Source organism: Hartmannibacter diazotrophicus (genome assembly GCF_900231165.1).
In the GTDB taxonomy this organism is placed as follows: Bacteria; Pseudomonadota; Alphaproteobacteria; order Rhizobiales; family Pleomorphomonadaceae; genus Hartmannibacter; species Hartmannibacter diazotrophicus.
Window position 1 is genome coordinate 3,175,379 of sequence record NZ_LT960614.1, and the last position, 18,598, is coordinate 3,193,976.

Here is an 18,598-nt window from a genome sequence, read left to right on the forward strand (position 1 = left end):
CTGCTCAATACATGTTGAGCGCGACCTGCGCCTCTTCCGACATCATATCCTGTGACCACGGCGGATCGAAGACCATACGAACGCGTATGTCGCCAACGCCCGCAACCGCTCCGACCGCATTTTCCACCCAGCCCGGCATCTCACCAGCCACCGGACAGCCCGGCGCCGTCAGCGTCATGTCGATGGCGACACCACGATCATCGTCGATGTCGATCCGGTAGACGAGGCCGAGTTCATAGATATCGACCGGGATTTCCGGATCGTAGACGGTCTTCAGCGCCGCGATGATGTCGTCGGTCAGCCGGTCCAGTTCCTCCGGCGGAATGGCACTCTCCGACGAACCGGGAACGGGCTTTGCCTCGTCAGCCGCCTCGCCTGCGGTTTCGACCGCCGTCTGGTCAAGATTTTCGCTCGTCATTCGAACATGCTCCGCGCCTTTTCGAGCGCCATTGCCAGGGTGTCGATCTCCTCGCGGGTGTTGTAGAGCCCGAAGGATGCCCTGCATGTGGAGGTGACGCCAAAGCGGTTCAACAGGGGCTGGGCGCAATGCGTCCCTGCACGAACCGCAACGCCCGCACGATCGATCACGGTCGCAACGTCGTGGGCATGGGCGCCCTTCATCTCGAAGGAGACGATGGCCGCCTTGCCCGGCGCCGTGCCGAAGATGCGCAGCGAATTCATCGCGCCAAGCCGTTCATGGGCATAGTCGCGCAAGGTTTCCTCATGCGCAAGGATCGCCTCGCGACCGATCTCGTCCATGTAGCGCAGCGCGGCACCGAGGCCGATCGCCTGCACGATCGGCGGCGTGCCTGCCTCGAAGCGATGGGGCGGATGGCCATAGGTGACGAAATCCTCGGTCACGTCGAGGATCATCTCGCCGCCACCCATATAGGGCGGCATCTCCTCCAGCAGCGCCTTCTTGGCGTAGAGGACGCCGATGCCCGTCGGCCCGTAGACCTTGTGGCCGGTGAAGACATAGAAGTCCGCGTCGAGATCGCGCACGTCGACCGGCAGGTGAACCGCGCCCTGGCTGCCGTCAATCAGCACCTTGATGCCATGGGCATGGGCGATGCGGATCACTTCCTTGACCGGGACGACCGTGCCGGTGACGTTCGAGACATGCGTGATCGCGACCATCTTCGTCTTCGGCGTGATCAGTTTCTCGAACTCTTCGATCAGGAAGCTGCCGTCCTCGTCGATCGGCGCCCACTTGATCACGGCGCCCTTCCGCTCGCGGTGGAAATTCCATGGCACGATGTTGGAGTGGTGCTCCAGGATCGAGAGGATGACCTCGTCCCCTTCCCCGAGCACCATGCCGCCGTAGGAACTGGCGACGAGGTTGATCGCCTCGGTCGAGGAACGGGTGAAGATGATCTCGTCCGTGCTCGCCGCGTTGAGGAAGCCGCGCACGATCTCGCGCGCCTCCTCATACGCTTCCGTCGCCGCATTGGAGAGGAAGTGCAGGCCGCGGTGGACGTTGGAATACTCTTCCGTATAGGCCTTCATGATCCGGTCGAGAACGGCCTTCGGCTTCTGGGCCGAGGCGCCGTTGTCGAGATAGACCAGCGGCTTGCCGTAGACGGTCTTCGACAGGATCGGGAAATCCTGCCGGATCCGCTCCACGTCATAGGGTTTCGTTGCCGCGTCCATGATGGTGTTCTTTCCGTTTGTCGGTCCTGCCGGCGGCCGGAACCGGCGCCATTCGGCGCCTTGATCCTGTGGCCGCCAGGCACACCGGCATGTTGCCGTCGTCGTTCCCGCGCGCCAAGAGCGCAAGAGGACGACCGATCCGCCTTACGCCGCAGCCGCTTGCGAGCGTGCCGCCAGCCAGGCCTCGATCCGGCCTTCCAGCGCCTCCTTCAGCGCCTCGTTCTCGATCTCGTCGATCACCTCTTCCACGAAGGCGGCCACGAGAAGCCTTTCGGCTTCGTGCCGGGGAATGCCCCGCGCCATCAGATAGAAGAGATGGGTCTCGTCGATATCGCCGCAGGTCGCACCGTGACCGCAGACGACGTCGTCGGCGAAGATTTCGAGCTCCGGCTTGGTCAGGAAATCAGCCTTATCGGAGAGCAGCAGCCCGTTCGACATCATCTTGCCGTCGGTCTTCTGCGCGCCCGGCTCGACGAGAATCTTGCCCTGGAAAACGCCTCGCGCCTCGTCGGTGACAACCGCCTTGAAGGTCTCCTTCGAGGTGCCATGCAGCGCGGCATGGTCGACAAACATCGTCACGTCGCCATGCTGACGGCCCTTGAGAAGGCTGGCCCCCTGAAGCGTCGCGTTGACGTGGTCGCCGGCAATCGTGAGGTTGATCTCGCTGCGCCAGAGGCCGGCACCCGTTGCGACGGCATGAAGCGCGAAATCTGCCTTCTCCGCCAGCGTGACCGAAAGACGGTCGAGCCTCGTTGCCGTGTCGCCCTCTTCCTGCAGCCGCACAAGCGTTGCCTTGGCGCCCTCGCCCACCGCGATGTCGAGCACCTCGGTGGACAGATAGTCGGTCAGGCGCGGACCGCTCTGCCGGTCGACGATCGTCACTTCAGCACCGGGCTCGACGACGATCCGATGGGCCAGATGCACCTGGCCTTCGCCGACGAAAACGGACTGAAGCTCAATCACCGTGCCTGCCGGTACGTCCTTGGAGACGACGATCCGCGCGCCGTCCGTGGCGAACGCCGCGTTGAGGCTCGGCACGGTGTCGGCAGGATCGTCCTTCACCGCAACGTCGAAGCTCGAAGCCGACGCCACGACATCCGTGAAGCTGGTGAAGGCAACGCCCTCGATCTCTTCCGGCAGATGCGTCAGGCGGCCATTGGTGAAGCCGACGAGCATTGCGTCGGCAACAAGCGCGTCCTCAACCGCATCCGGAGCGACAGCCGCGAGCGGCGGCACGCTGCGCAGAAGCGACCGCAGGTCGGTATAGTGGAACGCCTCGATACGGCGGTGCGGCAACCCCTTGTCGCGGATCAGCGCGAATGCCTTGCGGCGGGCTTCTCCGACAGCATCCGTACCCGGAAGGCTGTCGATCGCCGCGTCGAAGATGGCCGCGAGGCCTTCCTCGGCGGCGGTCTTCATACGGATCGGTTCAACAACAGTCATCGTCAAACCTCACGCCGCTTCCTGGCCGACATAGTCGGCATAGCCGTTCTTTTCCAACTCCAGCGCCAGTTCCGGCCCGCCGGTCTTGACGATCCGGCCGGCGGAAAGAACGTGCACCACGTCCGGCACGATATGGTCGAGCAGGCGCTGGTAATGGGTGATGACGACGAAGGCGCGGTCCGGCGAACGCAACGCGTTGACGCCGTCGGAAACGACCTTGAGCGCGTCGATGTCGAGGCCGGAATCGGTCTCGTCGAGAATGCAGAGCTTCGGCTCGAGCAGGGCCATCTGCATGATCTCGTTGCGCTTCTTCTCGCCGCCGGAGAAACCGACGTTGAGCGGCCGCTTCAGCATCTCGGCCGAGATGTTGAGGCGCTTCGAGGTTTCCTTGACGAGGCGCATGAAGTCCGGCGTCGTGATCTCGCTCGTCCCCCGCGCCTTGCGCTGGGCGTTGATCGCGGCCTTCAGGAAGGTCATCGTCGCAACGCCCGGGATTTCGATCGGATACTGGAAGGCAAGGAAGAAGCCGGCCGCCGCGCGCTCGTCCGGCCCCAATTCCAGGATCGACTCGCCGTTGAAGAGGATGTCGCCCTCGGTGACCTCATAGTCGTCCTTGCCCGCGAGGACATAGGAAAGAGTCGACTTGCCAGAGCCGTTCGGGCCCATGATGGCGTGCACCTTGCCGGCCTCGATGGTCAGGTCGATGCCCTTCAGGATCTCGGTGCCGTCTTCGGCAATGCGGGCATGCAGGTTCTTGATCTCAAGCATTTTCGTCACGTTTCCTATCGTTTCCAGGCCTCGACGCTGTCGCGGAGGCCGAATTTCGCAATCACTTGTCCGTACCGGTCATGGACCGCGAAAGCGGACCATGACCGAATTCAAGTGTGAAGCAGTCAGCCGACGCTGCCCTCGAGGCTGATGCCGATCAGCTTCTGGGTCTCGACCATGAATTCCATCGGCAGGTGCTGCAGCACGTCCTTGACGAAGCCGTTGACAATGAGCGCCACCGCCTCCTCCTCGGAAAGCCCGCGCGAGGTGCAGTAGAACATCTGGTCGTCGGAGATCTTCGAGGTCGTCGCCTCATGCTCGAAGACGGCGGTCGCGTTGCGGCTCTCGATATAGGGCACCGTATGGGCGCCGCAGGTCTCGCCGATCAGAAGGCTGTCGCACTGCGTGAAGTTGCGCGCGTTGTCGGCCTTGCGGTTCGCCGAGACGAGGCCGCGATAGGTGTTGTTCGACTTGCCGGCGGAAATGCCCTTGGAAATGATCCGCGAGCGCGTGTTCTTGCCGAGATGGACCATCTTGGTGCCGCTGTCGATCTGCTGGCGGCCGTTCGAGATGGCGATCGAATAGAATTCGCCGACCGAATTGTCGCCGCGCAGGATGCAGCTCGGGTATTTCCAGGTGATCGCCGAACCGGTCTCGACCTGCGTCCAGGAGATCTTCGAGTTGTCGCCGCGGCAATCGCCGCGCTTGGTCACAAAGTTGTAGACGCCGCCCTTGCCATTCTTGTCGCCCGGATACCAGTTCTGGACGGTGGAATACTTGATCTCGGCGTCCTTCAGCGCGACCAGTTCGACGACGGCCGCGTGAAGCTGGTTCTCGTCGCGGGTCGGCGCGGTGCAGCCTTCCAGATACGAGACATAGGAGCCTTCGTCGGCGATGATCAGCGTGCGCTCGAACTGGCCGGTGTTCTTCTCGTTGATGCGGAAATAGGTCGAAAGCTCCATCGGGCAGCGCACGCCCTTGGGGATGTAGACAAACGAACCGTCCGAGAACACCGCCGAATTCAGCGTCGCATAGAAGTTATCCGACGTCGGAACGACCGTGCCGAGATACTTCTTCACAAGCTCGGGATGCTCGCGCACCGCCTCGGAGATCGAGCAGAAGATCACGCCGTGCTTGGCAAGCTCCGCCTTGAAGGTGGTGACGACCGAAACGCTGTCGAAGACGGCATCGACGGCAACCCGCGGCTTGTCGGAGCCTTCGACACCGGCAAGGATTTCCTGCTCCTTGAGCGGAATGCCGAGCTTCTCGTAGGTCGCCAGCAACTCCGGGTCGACCTCGTCGAGGCTCTTCGGACCCGCCGTCTTCTTCGGAGCGGAATAGTAGTAGAGATCCTGAAAATCGATCTTCGGATACTCGACACGCGCCCAGGTCGGCTCGCTCATGGTCTGCCAGCGGCGGAACGCTTCAAGGCGCCAGTCCAGCAACCACTGCGGCTCGCCCTTCTTGGCGGAAATATAGCGGACGGTGCTCTCGTCGAGCCCCTTGGGCGCAAGCTCGGACTCGATGATTGTCTCGAAACCGTACTTGTACTTGTCAACGTCAATCGCCGAGACGGTTTCGATCGTCTCTTGAACTGCAGCCATTTTCTCACTCCATCCGAGGCGGCTTCAAGGGCCGCGGGATTGCGTCTTCTCTATCGAAATGCCTGACGAGGCGCGCGCTGTCGATGCGGGTCGGTCTCAAGAACCGGCACATCATCGGGCAAGCTTTTCAGGCCGCGCGGCTTTCGCCGCTGTCTCCCTTCAGATCCTGTTGCGTCTGCGCGCCCGCAAGCCCTTTGGCAACCTTGCGCCATTCGGCAACGAACCGGTCGATCTCGTCGGCCGTCGTCTCAAGGCCGAGGCTGATGCGCAGTCCTCTCCTTGCCATATCGTGGTCGAGGCCCATGGCCGCAAGCACATGGCTGGGTCCCACCTTGCCCGACGAACACGCGGAACCCGAGGAGACCGCGATGCCGGCGAGATCGAAGGCGATGACGGCGGTCTCCGCATCCAGCCCCTCGGCGGCGATCGCCAGCGTGTTCGGAAGGCGCGGCGCATTCGCCGAAAGAACCCGGACCGAAGGCGCGAAGTCCGTCATCGCGCCCTGCAGGCGGTCGCGAAGCGCCGCAATTTCAGGCCAGCCAGCCATCTCCGCGCGAGCATGCTCGACCGCGGCGGCAAAGCCGGAGATGGCGGCGACATTCTCGGTGCCGGCACGGGCATAGCCCTCCTGCCCACCACCAGTGATGAGCGGTGCGAAGGAAATCATGTCGGTTGCCCTGACGATCGCGCCCGCACCCTGCGGCCCGCCGATCTTGTGGGCCGACAGCGTGATGACGTCCGCACCGAGCGTTGCAAGATCGATTTCGATCTTGCCGAGCGCCTGCACGGCATCGCTGTGCATCAGCCCGTGCGCGGCATGCGTCAGCGCCGCGATCTCGCTCACCGGCTGGAGGACGCCCGTCTCGTTGTTGGCGAGCATGACGGAAACGAATGGCCGCTCACCGGCGGCGGCGATCTCGCCGAGGCGATGCGCCAGCCAGCCGAGGTCGACGAGCCCTTCGCCGTCCACCGGGATCGTCTCGACGCGGTCGGCCGCAAAGCGCCCGCCCTTGAGGACGCAGGGGTGCTCGACGGCGGAGACGAGAAGCCGGTCGAAGGTGAGCGGCTTGCCGTTCATGTGCCAGTCGGGCGTCAGCACGGTCATCGCGGCCTCAGAGCCGCCTGACGTGAAGGTGACGGCCTTGGGGCTTGCCCCGACGAAGCCGGCAAGCACGCGGCGCGCGGCATTGATCCGCTGGCGGGCCGCCCGCCCCTCGCCATGGACGGAGGAGGCATTCCCGGACGCCGACAAGGCATCGATCATCGCCTGGCGCGCGCTTTCCAGCAGCGGCGCTCCGGCGTTATGATCAAGATAGATGCGCTTTGCGGGTGCCAACTTGGTCTCTTCCTCGATGCCCGGTTTCGTCGATCTCAAAGCCTGCCTGAATCCCGATTTTCAGATGTCGTCGGGTCTATCGGCCTGTCGCTCTTTAGACGAATTACAAATTCGGAAATTCACTCCGAAATTTCGAATTTTTTTCTCCGGTCCCGCACCCCATATAGACCGTGACACGATCCTCGTCGCCGGACGGTCCCTGCGCCCCGATCGTCGCAGGCGGCCGATTCTGCCGTCGTCCGCTTGGATGAGGTCGGATTTTTCTTGACGTCGGCGCGAAGGACGCGCCATGTCGCGAACCGACAACAAGAACGACCATCGAAACCGTCGCGGACCTTACCTATATAGGGTCCACAGCAGTTTCGAATAGTTCCAAAGTTTGTAGGCAGCAGGCCGTCGCGAGTCAAGGTGAGACTACGTGACTCTCCGTAAAGGCTGCCCGTCTCAAAACGCCCAGGAAGGTTGAAGACACCGAATGCCTGAAGTGATTTTCAACGGACCGGCCGGCCGGATCGAAGGCCGTTTCCAGCCGTCCAAGGAGCGCAACGCTCCGATCGCTCTCATCCTGCATCCGCACCCCCAGTTTGGCGGCACGATGAACAACGCGATCGCCTACCAGCTCTTCTATATGTTCAAGGAACGCGGTTTCGCCGTTCTCAGGTTCAACTTCCGCGGCGTCGGCCGCAGCCAGGGCGCGTTCGACCATGGCGCTGGCGAACTGTCCGATGCCGCCTCGGCGCTCGACTGGGTCCAGACCGTCCATCCGGATGCACGCGCCTGCTGGGTTGCCGGCTTTTCCTTCGGCGCCTGGATCGGCATGCAGCTTCTGATGCGCCGTCCGGAAATCGAGGGCTTCATCTCGGTCGCCCCGCCCGCGAACCTGCATGACTTCTCCTTCCTCGCCCCCTGCCCGTCGTCCGGCCTGATCATTCACGGCGACGCCGACAAGGTGGCGCCGACGAAGGACGTTCAGACGCTTGTGGACAAGCTGAAGAGCCAGAAGGGCATCACGATCGAGCAGCAGATCATGACCGGTGCCAACCACTTTTTCGAGAACCGCGTCGACGAGCTGATTGACTACTGCGGCGACTATGTCGACCGCCGGATGGCGATGTCGGAAGTCTGACCGGTTTTCATCGGGAATTTCGAGAGCGGGTCTGTCAAACGGCAGGCCCGCTTTCTTTTTGACCAACAACCACGCATATCGGCCAACGGCCATCTCGCGGCAGATGTCTCACGCCGCTTCGGCCACCACACCGCCGCGCATCGGTTCCCTGACGCCCGTCGTTCCCGGAAAGGTCAGCGGCAATCCCCTGACGCTGCGCGCCGCCAAGAACCCGAAGGCCTGGGCCTCGACGAAATCGCCGGCAAAGCCGAGCGTGTCGCCAGCAACCGCATCGACGCCGCACGCCTCGGCGATATGCCCGAGGAGCACCGGATTGCGCGCGCCGCCGCCAACCGCCACGATCCGCGTCGGCCGATCCGGCAGCAGGGCGATCCCCGCCGCCAGAGACCGGGCCGTGAAAGCTGCCAGCGTCGCCAGCCCGTCCTCCACGGAAAGCGCCTCCACCGCCGATGCATCGAAGGCGTCGCGGTCGAGCGATTTCGGCCACGGCGCGGCAAAGTAGGGATTGTCCATCAGCCGGGCGAGCGTTGCCTCGTAGACTCGGCCCTTGGCGGCAATCTGTCCCGCCTCGTCGAATGCATGCCCGAGGCGGCGCGAAATGAAATCGTCCATCAGCGCGTTGGCCGGCCCGGTGTCGAAGGCGCCAAGCGTTCCGTCCGCCCCGAGATAGGTGATGTTGGCAACGCCGCCGAGATTGGCGAGCACGACCGGCAGGGCAAGCCCGGCCCTTTGCGCCAGCGCCCGGTGATAGACGGGAACGAGCGGCGCGCCCTGCCCGCCGCTCGCGACATCAGCCGCGCGCATGTCGAAGATGACCGGCAGACCCGTTTCATGTGCAAGCCGCGCCCCATCGCCGATCTGCACGGTCAGACGCCGATCCGGCGCATGAAACACGGTCTGTCCGTGGAAACCCACGAGTGCCGCCGCGATGCCCGCTTCATCTGCCTTTGCCACAAGCGTTCGGACGACCTCGATATGGCAGTCGGTGACGATGCGCTCCGCTTCCGCCAGTGCCGGAGGGCGGGCTGATCGGTCATCGAGGCCGCGCGCTTCCTTCAGCGCCGCCCGCATCGCGTCGCGCTCACGCTCCTTGTAGGGCCGGAAATGGGTCGGACCAAAGTCGGCAATCGTCTCGCCATCCGTCAGGATCAGGGCGGCGTCGACGCCATCCATGGAGGTCCCGCTCATGAGACCGAGACACCAGACCGGCCGGCCGGCTTGGGGAACAGGATGGGACGAATTCATCTCGCAGACCTCCGAGCGGATCAGTGAAGGCGCATCGCCGTCCAAATTCAGGCGTGAATCACCGTCCGTTCTTTGCTAAACACCGCGCCACGCGGCGCCAAGTCCTGCCGCTGGATCAAGAGGAATTGGGTTTCATGAGCGCGTTCAAGTCGGATTTCCTGAATGTCCTGTCGGAACGCGGCTTTGTCCACCAGATCTCCGACCCGGAGGGGCTGGACGCGGCCGCCGTCAAGGGTCCGATCACCGGCTATATCGGCTTCGATCCGACGGCGCCAAGCCTGCACGCCGGCTCGCTGATCCAGATCATGATGCTGCACTGGCTGCAGGCCACCGGCCACCGCGCCATCTCGCTGATGGGCGGCGGCACCGGCATGGTGGGCGACCCCTCCTTCAAGGACGAGGCGCGTCAGCTCATGACGCTGGAGACGATCGAGGCCAACATCGCATCGATCAAGCGCGTGTTCTCGAACTATCTCGACTACGACGCCAACACGCACACCGCGCTGATGATCAACAACGCGGAATGGCTGCGCGAGCTGAACTATCTGGAATTCCTGCGCGATGTCGGCCGCCATTTCTCGGTCAACCGCATGCTGTCCTTTGACAGCGTGAAGCTCCGGCTGGAGCGCGAGCAGTCGCTCTCCTTCCTCGAGTTCAACTACATGATCCTGCAGGCCTATGACTTCGTGGAACTGGCCAAGCGCTACGACTGCCAGCTGCAGATGGGCGGCTCCGACCAGTGGGGCAACATCGTCAACGGCATCGACCTCGGCCATCGCATGGGCACGAAACAGCTCTTCGCGCTGACCTCGCCGCTGCTGACCACGTCGTCCGGCGCCAAGATGGGCAAGACGGCGAACGGCGCGGTCTGGCTCAACGCGGACATGATGAGCCCCTATGATTTCTGGCAGTACTGGCGCAACACCGAGGACGCTGACGTCGAGCGCTTCCTGAAGCTCTACACGACCATGCCGCTCTCCGAGGTCGCCAGGCTCGCCGCCCTCGGCGGATCGGAGATCAACGAGGCCAAGAAGGTGCTCGCCACCGAGATCACCGCCCTGCTCCACGGCCGTGAGGCCGCCGAGACGGCTGCGGAAACCGCGCGCAAGACCTTCGAGGAAGGCGCCCTTTCCGAAGATCTGCCGACCATCGAGATCCCGGCCGCCGAGCTCGATGCCGGCCTCGGCGTCCTGACCGCCTTCGTGACGGCCGGCCTCGTCGCCAGCAACGGCGAGGCTCGCCGCGCGGTTCAGGGCGGCGGCCTCAAGGTCAACGACAAGACGGTTTTCGACCCCAAGGCGGCGCTGGCGCGCACCGACCTCAACGCCGACGGCGTCATCAAGCTCTCCTTCGGGCGCAAGAAGCACGTGCTGCTGAAAGCGGTCTGATTGGACGAGGTGCGGGGCTGGAAGACCGGTCCCGCCCTCACCCGAGTTCGAAGAGTTTCCTCAGAATTCCCGGCGCGACCACTGACAGCGGATTGATCGAGAGCTGCGGTTCGGAAATCGGTCCGCTCAGGTGATAGGTGACGCCGACGAGACCGGCGCGACCACTGGCGAACAGCGTCTGCCCGAGGATCGGAATCCGCGAGAGGAAGTTGTCGAAGGTTCCGGCCGGGAAATAGGACCCGGTGATCCTCAGCACATTGCGACGGAAGTCGACATCGCCCTGAAGCGAAAGGCCGGCATTCGCCGCCCGCACCATGCCGTCCGAAATCGAAACGCGGCCATCCGCGAAGGACAGATCGAGCAGCAGGCGCCGGATCTGCACTTCTCTTGCGTCCTGCGGATTGTTGGGATCGGGCGCCTCGGACGCAAGGCGGGCCAATGCCGGCTCGCCGACGATCTTCCAGCGCTGACCGTCGACGCGCCCCGTGACCCTGCCGGCCTTGTCGATACTGGCCTGGAACGTCGTCCGCCCGCCATAGACACGCGTGTAGAAGCCGAGGAAGCGCAGCAGCCGGCCCGTTTCGCTCGCCTCGACCATCAGCCTGCGCTGGTCCCCCCCGGCATCCATCGTCGCCGACGTCGCGCCGCCGCCGGATGTCTGTGCGGTCAGCGACAGGTCGGCCAGACCCGCTGCCAGAATGGTCGCGTCGAGATTGACGCCATCGAGCGCCTCGTCGTAGTTGCCGAGGACGTTGTCGACCCGCACCTGGAGATTTATCGGGCCGAAAGCCCCATTGACGCCGACGGGGCTTTGCTGCGTCTGCGCCTTCAGGAAGCCGCGCGCGTCGAACTGCGCGCCGGTGATGAAGAGATCATGGCCGCCGTTTGCGGCCGCGCCGAAGGAAACCTGCATCTTGTCGCCGCGCGACAATCGCACCAGCGGGAACTTCGCCAGCACCAGCCGACCGTCGTCGAGCCGAAGCGATCCCTCCGCCCGAGCCACACCTGCGTCGAAGACGATCTTCTCCACTTGCGTGCTGTCCGCCGTCTGGAAGAGACGGAAAGAAGCTGTGGCCGGATCGCCCTTCGGCTTGGACCAGCCGATCGTCGGCAGGGACAGGCTCGCCGATTTCAGGTCGACGGTCAGATCCTGAAAGTCCTTTCCGTCCTCGGTCTTTCCCGGCTTGACGGTCACGCCGATGTTGCCGCTGAGCAGGCCCGACATGTCGAGGCCGAGCTTTTTGCGGGCGGCCTCGTCAAGCACCATCTTGAAGGCCGACTGGCCTTCCTCGCCGCCATCGAGGGGCCGGTCAGCCTCGATCGAGGTATCGACACCGTCGACGCTGGCGTGGCCCGTGACCTTGGCCCGGTTGTCGGCAATCAGGATGTCGATCTCGCCGTTGCTGACCTGATGTCCGAGAAAGGGCGTGCGCGCGCCAAGCGCCCTGAGCTCGAGCTGCGCCGTGTACTTGATCCGGTTTACGGGCAGATCCTTGATCAGCGGCATCGCCAGCGAGACATGCGCGCTGCCGGTCCCCATCAGGTCCGCGGGCGCGACGCCAAGATCATTGCCCTTCGAAAGCGGCAGGCTTTGCCAAAGGGCCAGCATGGCGGACGCGGTTCCCTCCAGATCCAGCTCCACCGATCCGTCCGGATCGCGCATCGTCACCACCGGAACATGGAAGGTGCCAGCCGGCATATCGAGCGTCTGGCCGTCCGGGAGCTTTGCCACGCCCTTCTTGAGCGTCACGGTAAACGTGTCGTCCTGCAGGACGCCGTGACCGCTTGCCTGCGTGACGATCGGGCCGCCGTCGTAGATGTCGAAGGTCACGTCCTCGAAGTCGAATGCAACGGTTGCAGCCCCCGGCGGAAGCGCATCGCCTCCCTCATCGGAGGCGAGCATCATGCCGAGGTCGATGGAAGCGTCCGTGACGGTGCCCGACTTCAGGTGATCGCGCACCCAGTTATGGGCATTGGTGATGATGAATTCGGGCCAGATGGCCTTGAGTTCGTCCACGGAGACCGTCTTGGCCGCCCCGGAGAAGGCGACGACGGGCTGCGTCTCATGCATGGCGACCCGCAGCGCCGACGTGAAGCTCAACTGTTCGGACTGGGCGGCCAGCCTGTTGACGACGATCGTCCCTTCAGCCGGATCGTAGGTGCCATCGAGAACGAAGTCCGCCGGGCGGCGATTGCTGCCCTCAACGCGGGCAACGCCCTTCATCGCCAGATTGTAGCGAAACACCGTGTCCGGGCTCTGGGGCATCTCGATGCGCCCGGCCAGCGTGGCACTTCCCCCGGCGAACGCCGTACTGGAGGGTGTGATCATGATGGCATGGCCGGCGGGGTCCCACGCGAACGTCAGGTCGGCATGGTGAAGCAGGGTCTCCCCGATGGAATCGCGGTCGCCAAGGGCGATCTGGCTGAGCGACAACTGCCCGTCAGCGGACAGAACGCGGCCACGGCGATCGATCTCGGCGCTGACATCGGCATCGAACTGCCCCGAAGCGAAGGGAAGTGCATCGCCGAGACGACGGGCAAGGTCGGCGACATCGACGGAACGGGCAACGACCGCCACCTTGCTGGACTGGCCTCCCGGTTCCGCATTGATGGTCATGTTGGCCGACCATGGGCCCGAATCGCCCCGCCCCGCGACACGAAGCTCCACCGGCTCGCCGCGCTCCTGGGACGGCGAGGCCAGCGTGACCGCCACCCTGTCGAGCAACGTCACCCGACGGTCGCGATTCGTGGCGGCCATGACCGTCAGCGAGGAAACTTCGGCCGAGCCGAGCCCGGCATGCACCAGTTCGCCTTCCAGATATCCGAGCATCAGCATGGGATCGGGAATCTCGACGCCGGCGCCGGGCACCATTTCCACCAGCACATGGTCGGCGAAGATGGAGGTGAGCTTCCTCGACCGCCCCAGAAGCGTCGACCAGTCGGTGGTCGCCTCGACCGTGTTAGCCGAAATGACGTCGCCACTTGCAAGCTTCACCCGGACATCGCGCAGATGCAGGACGGGACGCAGGCTGACGTCGAGCGAAAGGCCAAGGTTGCCGATGCCGATCTCGCTGCCATCGCTGCGGGCCTGGGCATAGGCCGCCACCTTGCCGGCGATCCATTCGGACTGCACGGGCCCGGTCAGCAAGGCCCGGCCGGACCAGATGATCAGCCCCAGCAGCGCCAGCCCGACGAACAGACGCTTCCAGCCGCGCCTGGACGCAGGCCGCACGGGCCCGTCAACGGGCGGCAGTTCCCCTTGTCCGGCGTCTGGCTTTGGCTCAGATGTCAATATGTGCTCATCCCTTGCGGCATCGCGTCCCCTAAGGCGGACGTTTTTCCGATCCATCCGAATCCGGCGGACGTATCCGCTTCATGCCGACTTGCTTATCGCACGGCCATCATGCCAAACACCGTCAATAAGAGGAAAGGACGATTTCATGACCGACGCCCCGCAGACCGGACAGATGGCCCCCGATTTCTTGCTGCCGACGGCCGATGGGACCCCTGTCAGCCTTTCCTCGCTCAAGGGAAAGCCGGTCGTCGTCTACTTCTACCCCAAGGACGATACCAGCGGATGCACGGTGGAAGCCCTTGATTTTACGGCGGCCAAGGCGGATTTCGAAGCCGCCGGCGTCACGGTTCTCGGCATTTCGCCCGATACGGAAAAAAAGCACGCCAAGTTTCGCGACAAGCATGGACTGACCGTTGAACTTCTCGCCGATCCCGAGCGCCAGGCCATCGAGGCCTATGGCGTGTGGGTGGAAAAGTCGATGTATGGCCGCAAGTACATGGGCGTTGACCGCTCCACCTTCCTGATCGACGCCGAGGGCAAGGTCGCCAGGGTCTGGCACAAGGTGAAGATCCCGGGCCATGTCGCCGAGGTGCTCGCCGCCTCCAGGGCGCTCTGACCTCCGGCACCCGTCAACAAGAGGGACATCGCCGATGGAGCGCGACAGCCTGCGCGAACGGGCCCGTTCGATCGTTGCGACCGCCGATCTTCAGGCGAAGGTCGACCTTGCCTATCAGACGGCGCGGGACTGGTTCCAGCGCCGGCTCGATCGCGGGACCGGCTTGACCGGGCCGGCGCTCAGCGAGCGTCCGGGCCGCCCGGCCCGCCCTCTCCTGCTTGCCCCGCGCGACATGCCCCGCCGGTCGTCCGTCGGGCTTTCCGGACGCATCGCGCTGCTGCACTCGCTGACGCATATCGAACTCAACGCCGTGGATCTGACCTGGGATCTCGTCGCCCGCTTCGTCGATCAGCAGGTGCCGCGATCCTTCTTTGACGACTGGGTGCAGGTCGGCCTTGAGGAAGCCAAGCATTTCTCGATGCTCGACACGCGGCTGAAGGAACTCGGCGCCGCCTACGGCGACCTGCCCGCTCACGACGGCCTCTGGCAGGCGGCGGAAAGCACGGGTCACGACCTGAAGGCCCGACTCGCGGTCATCCCGCTGGTTCTCGAAGCACGCGGCCTCGACGTCACGCCGGCGATGGCCGAGAAGATCCGGTCCGGCGGCGACGAGGCGAGCGCCGCCATCCTCGACATCATCTACCGGGACGAGAAGCGCCATGTCGCCTTTGGCGCAAAATGGTTCCGCTTTCTGTGCGATCGCGAGCGCGTTGCTCCGGAACCGGCCTTCCACGATCTCGTGCGCCGCAATTTCCGCGGCGCCCTGAAGCCCCCCTTCAACGACCGGGCTCGTTCCGAGGCGGGACTGACGCCGGGCTTCTACAAGCCGCTTGCACGAATCATAGGTTAATCCCGCAAGGGGTTTCTCCCTCTCATTGCAGATTGCCCACCCGGCGCAGCAAAAAGCGATACTCGCGCATTACGCGAACGTGTTTCCGCACCTCAATCATTAATATATCCATTGAACGCGGACATATCACGAACATTCAGTGTAATAAATTGTAATATAACCGCTAATCCGGACAGTCCGACGCCCACCCGCCTTTCGCGGCGGTCACTCGCCATTCGACACCGTCGAGGCGTCCCAAACGGCAAAAAGGCAAAACTTCATTAACCTTAACAAGGTCTAATGACCGACACACGCGAACCCATGACACGCAGAAGCAGGTCACCAAGATGGCGCGACAGAAGTCGGAAAATCGCTATCGGTCGCAACGACCGGTCCGTCGGATCATCATCACGAATGGTGATGACGTTCACAGTTACACTGTCCGACCCTGGCTGGCCGGATCGCTCGCCGTCTTCGGAACGGTGTTTGCCGCCGTCTATCTCGGTGCCACCGCCTATCTGATCTTCCGTGACGGGTTGATCGACGCCTCCACGTCCCATACCGCGGACATGCAGCAGGCGTATGAGAACCGCATTGCCAATCTGCGCGGCGAGATCGATCGCATCGCCAGCCGGCAGTTGCTCGATCAGGTCGCCTACGACCAGAAGATCGAAAAGCTGCTGACCCGCCAGGCGGAGCTGACCGACAGCCAGCGGCTGATTGGCGATCTCCTGAAGACCGCCAGGGCCGAAGGTCTTGAAGTCGTTCCGACAACGGCAGTCAAGGCAGCCACCAAGCAGGATACGGCGTCTCTTGCGCCGGCCATGCCGCGCCGCAGCCCGAACCTTTCCACGGCGTATGCCGACGACAGCATCCAGGACACCATCAACGCCCGGTTCGACGCGCTGATGGGCGCCAAGGCCGACAGCGAGCCCCTCGCCATCGGCGGCCCCTCCCCCGAGCTTCGCGGCGCCGCGGAGCCCTCGAACGGCGCGGCCAAGGAAGATCGGCCAGATCTCTCCGCCATGTCGGACCAGCTCAAGCACTATCGCCTGTCGCAGTACGCGGCTGTCGAGGCGATCGCCAGCGCCGCCGAGACCAAGGTCTCCAAGGCCAGGGCAATCATGCGCTCCATCGGCATCCATCTGAAGCTGGCAAGCGCCGATCCGATCCCCACGGCAACGGGCGAGGAGACCAGCGACGTCGGCGGCCCCTTCGTCCCGCTCGCCGTTTCTCCCGAATTCGTCAGCAACGTGGAAAAGGCCCGTGCGGCCCTCGAGCAGATTGGCAGCGTCCGCAAGGCCGTCGCCAGGCTTCCCCTGACCGAGCCGCTCGACAACGCGACGATCACCTCGACATTCGGCGCCCGCCGCGATCCGTTCCTCGGCCGCCTCGCCATGCATCCCGGCATCGACTATCGCTCGCCGGTCGGGCGGGACGTTCCGGCCGACGCACCCGGCAAGGTCATCTTCGCCGGACGCAACGGCGGCTACGGCAACATGGTCGAGATCGACCACGGCAAGGGCCTGACGACGCGCTATGCCCACATGAGCCGCATTTCGGTCAGCACCGGCGATGTGGTCGCCAAGGGCGACAAGATCGGCGAGGTCGGTTCCACCGGGCGCTCGACCGGACCGCATCTCCACTACGAGACCCGTGTCAACGGCGAGGCGGTCGACCCGATGATCTACATCCAGGCCGGAGAAAAGCTGGCCAGCGTGCTCGGCGACAATTCCTGAGTTGCACACGACACACGACCCGAAAAAGGCGCCCCTGAGGCGCCTTTTTTCGTTTCTCGCGACATGCGGCTCACTAGCGTGGATCATTTTCATTCTCCTATCGCCGAGCTGTGATCCAAGGCCACTTCTTGAGATGTAGGCATAGTATGCCTTAGAATTTTTGTTGCCGAAAAATTTCGAATACAGCGGATCTCGCCGCTTATTGTCGTCCAAGAGCGAAAATACGACCACCGGACGGCGACACTCGCGCACCCGCCAGCGTGGTGTGTTGCATCTGTCGCGCCTGCTCTTTGCAACTCCATCTGCTATGAATCTCGGCTGAACAAAACGCCATTTTCGCCTATTAAAGTCACCCGATGGGCTGAATCTGACGATGGGCGGCAAACCCAAAATTCGGGCGGAAGGAATTTCCAAAGTGCCTGGAGTTACCAAGCGCCATCTCAAACACGAAAATGGCCATGCTTTTCCAGCCAGCCGTTATATTGACCCTCGCGGTGGACGCCCCTCAGCCATTGAGCGCAACATTTTACGCTATCGCGCCATTGAGGCCGCGCTGTACCTTTTTTATTCAGAGGAAATCCACTCGTTTTTGTTGGGCGATGTCCATCGAGAGACAACCCGCAAATCAGGTCAGCTCCTTCCAGAGCCTCCCGAGGAAAAGCGTCTGCAGCGGCTGTTTGCGCACCTACTGAGCGACGCTAAGACCGCAGATAAGGTTTCGTCAGAAGACGCTGCCGCACTCCAAAATCTTTTGGGACACGACCGTCAGCAAGGAAAGAGACTCAAGACTGCACTCGCATTTGCGATTGAAATCGGCATATTCACCAACGAAGAAGCCAATGAATTGAATAGCTTACTCAGCTATCGAAACGACATCGCACATCGCATCCACCTAGTAATGTCCGATATCAGTCGAAACAATTGGTCGGTAGATCATCTCACGTTTGCGAGTCCCACCTATAAGAGCGATGCGCTGGATCGCCTGCGCATATATAGGCGCTCGCTATGGGAGCGCGCTCGCAGTCGGCTCATTTTGACGTTATCGCCTAACAGAATTTTGTTTGAGCTTGCGGAACAAGCCTTTGAAGCGGATCTTAAACGTCTTGGTAAAACCATCGAGAAGCAAATTAATCGAGAGCGAGAACGATTCAATGCAATCAATGCAGAGCTGGATTTACGTGGAACAGAGCTAGTCGGTGATCTTTCACCGCGATTTCCGGCTAATCACCGCCCGAGCTACAGCTATGGCGATGAGTATATTCCCGCGACGGGTCATCTCACAGAACGTGGCGTCGAAATCTGTTATCGCCTGTTCGATCTCGGCAAAAGCCCAATTGCGGTTGCATATCTGATGGGAATGACTCTGCGGTCTGCAGAACGTCGGCAGCAAAGCTGGATTAAAGCTGGTGGTTTTCAGCGCATTCGCACAGATGTTGATCGCTACGATATGCAATCTCTGCGTCGACGGCCAGTCGACCAAGAGAAATAGATCAAGAGTATCGTTCTTATTTAGCTTGATCTACTGAAAGCCTTCCTTAACGAAATGATACGATCCATTG

Annotated in this window: 14 protein-coding genes; 6 read left to right on the forward strand and 8 right to left on the reverse strand. The window is 62.9% G+C overall.

Going from position 1 to position 18,598, the window contains the following annotated elements; all coding sequences use genetic code 11:
- Nucleotides 1–4: 4 nt before the first annotated feature.
- From HDIA_RS14845 to HDIA_RS14870, 6 genes are all read right to left on the reverse strand, one after another.
- Complete coding sequence (locus tag HDIA_RS14845) at nucleotides 5–418, reverse strand: SUF system Fe-S cluster assembly protein (protein ID WP_099556872.1); 414 nt, start codon at nucleotides 416–418, stop codon at nucleotides 5–7.
- On the reverse strand, nucleotides 415–1,650 hold the full coding sequence (locus tag HDIA_RS14850) for a cysteine desulfurase (RefSeq protein ID WP_099556873.1): 1,236 nt from the start codon (nucleotides 1,648–1,650) through the stop codon (nucleotides 415–417). The genes HDIA_RS14845 and HDIA_RS14850 overlap by 4 nt, the downstream gene beginning before the upstream one ends.
- A gap of 144 nt (nucleotides 1,651–1,794) precedes the next feature.
- Complete coding sequence (gene sufD / locus HDIA_RS14855) at nucleotides 1,795–3,093, reverse strand: Fe-S cluster assembly protein SufD (RefSeq protein ID WP_099556874.1); 1,299 nt, start codon at nucleotides 3,091–3,093, stop codon at nucleotides 1,795–1,797.
- A gap of 9 nt (nucleotides 3,094–3,102) precedes the next feature.
- Nucleotides 3,103–3,861: a Fe-S cluster assembly ATPase SufC gene (sufC, locus tag HDIA_RS14860; RefSeq protein WP_099556875.1), complete on the reverse strand. Its 759-nt coding sequence runs from the start codon at nucleotides 3,859–3,861 to the stop codon at nucleotides 3,103–3,105.
- Between the two features lie 125 nt (nucleotides 3,862–3,986).
- Complete coding sequence (gene sufB / locus HDIA_RS14865) at nucleotides 3,987–5,465, reverse strand: Fe-S cluster assembly protein SufB (protein ID WP_099556876.1); 1,479 nt, start codon at nucleotides 5,463–5,465, stop codon at nucleotides 3,987–3,989.
- Nucleotides 5,466–5,592: 127 nt separating this feature from the next.
- Entirely contained in the window at nucleotides 5,593–6,801 is a 1,209-nt protein-coding gene (locus tag HDIA_RS14870; RefSeq protein ID WP_099558922.1) for a cysteine desulfurase family protein, read from the reverse strand.
- 475 nt (nucleotides 6,802–7,276) lie between these two features.
- Here HDIA_RS14870 and HDIA_RS14875 point away from each other — a divergent pair, with 475 nt between their 5' ends.
- On the forward strand, nucleotides 7,277–7,927 hold the full coding sequence (locus HDIA_RS14875; protein ID WP_099556877.1) for an alpha/beta hydrolase: 651 nt from the start codon (nucleotides 7,277–7,279) through the stop codon (nucleotides 7,925–7,927).
- A gap of 108 nt (nucleotides 7,928–8,035) precedes the next feature.
- On the opposite strand, the gene HDIA_RS14880 is transcribed toward HDIA_RS14875, so the two are convergent.
- Entirely contained in the window at nucleotides 8,036–9,172 is a 1,137-nt protein-coding gene (locus tag HDIA_RS14880) for an anhydro-N-acetylmuramic acid kinase (protein ID WP_099558923.1), read from the reverse strand.
- Between the two features lie 134 nt (nucleotides 9,173–9,306).
- Here HDIA_RS14880 and tyrS point away from each other — a divergent pair, with 134 nt between their 5' ends.
- Nucleotides 9,307–10,560 (forward strand): tyrosine--tRNA ligase, encoded by a 1,254-nt coding sequence (gene tyrS / locus HDIA_RS14885; protein ID WP_099558924.1) that lies wholly within the window; start codon nucleotides 9,307–9,309, stop codon nucleotides 10,558–10,560.
- A 37-nt stretch (nucleotides 10,561–10,597) separates the two neighbouring features.
- On the opposite strand, the gene HDIA_RS14890 is transcribed toward tyrS, so the two are convergent.
- Nucleotides 10,598–13,792 (reverse strand): YhdP family protein, encoded by a 3,195-nt coding sequence (locus HDIA_RS14890; protein ID WP_162292654.1) that lies wholly within the window; start codon nucleotides 13,790–13,792, stop codon nucleotides 10,598–10,600.
- Between the two features lie 208 nt (nucleotides 13,793–14,000).
- Between HDIA_RS14890 and bcp the strand changes: the two genes are divergently transcribed.
- The 4 genes from bcp (at nucleotide 14,001) to HDIA_RS25385 (ending at nucleotide 18,528) form a co-directional block, all read left to right on the forward strand.
- Entirely contained in the window at nucleotides 14,001–14,471 is a 471-nt protein-coding gene (gene bcp, locus HDIA_RS14895) for a thioredoxin-dependent thiol peroxidase (RefSeq protein WP_099556879.1), read from the forward strand.
- Nucleotides 14,472–14,505: 34 nt separating this feature from the next.
- Nucleotides 14,506–15,321, forward strand: a complete 816-nt coding sequence (locus tag HDIA_RS14900) for a ferritin-like domain-containing protein (protein ID WP_173796242.1) — start codon at nucleotides 14,506–14,508, stop codon at nucleotides 15,319–15,321.
- 326 nt (nucleotides 15,322–15,647) lie between these two features.
- Nucleotides 15,648–17,039 (forward strand): M23 family metallopeptidase, encoded by a 1,392-nt coding sequence (locus tag HDIA_RS14905; RefSeq protein WP_099556881.1) that lies wholly within the window; start codon nucleotides 15,648–15,650, stop codon nucleotides 17,037–17,039.
- 373 nt (nucleotides 17,040–17,412) lie between these two features.
- Entirely contained in the window at nucleotides 17,413–18,528 is a 1,116-nt protein-coding gene (locus tag HDIA_RS25385; protein WP_157775667.1) for a hypothetical protein, read from the forward strand.
- The last annotated feature ends 70 nt before the right edge of the window (nucleotides 18,529–18,598 follow it).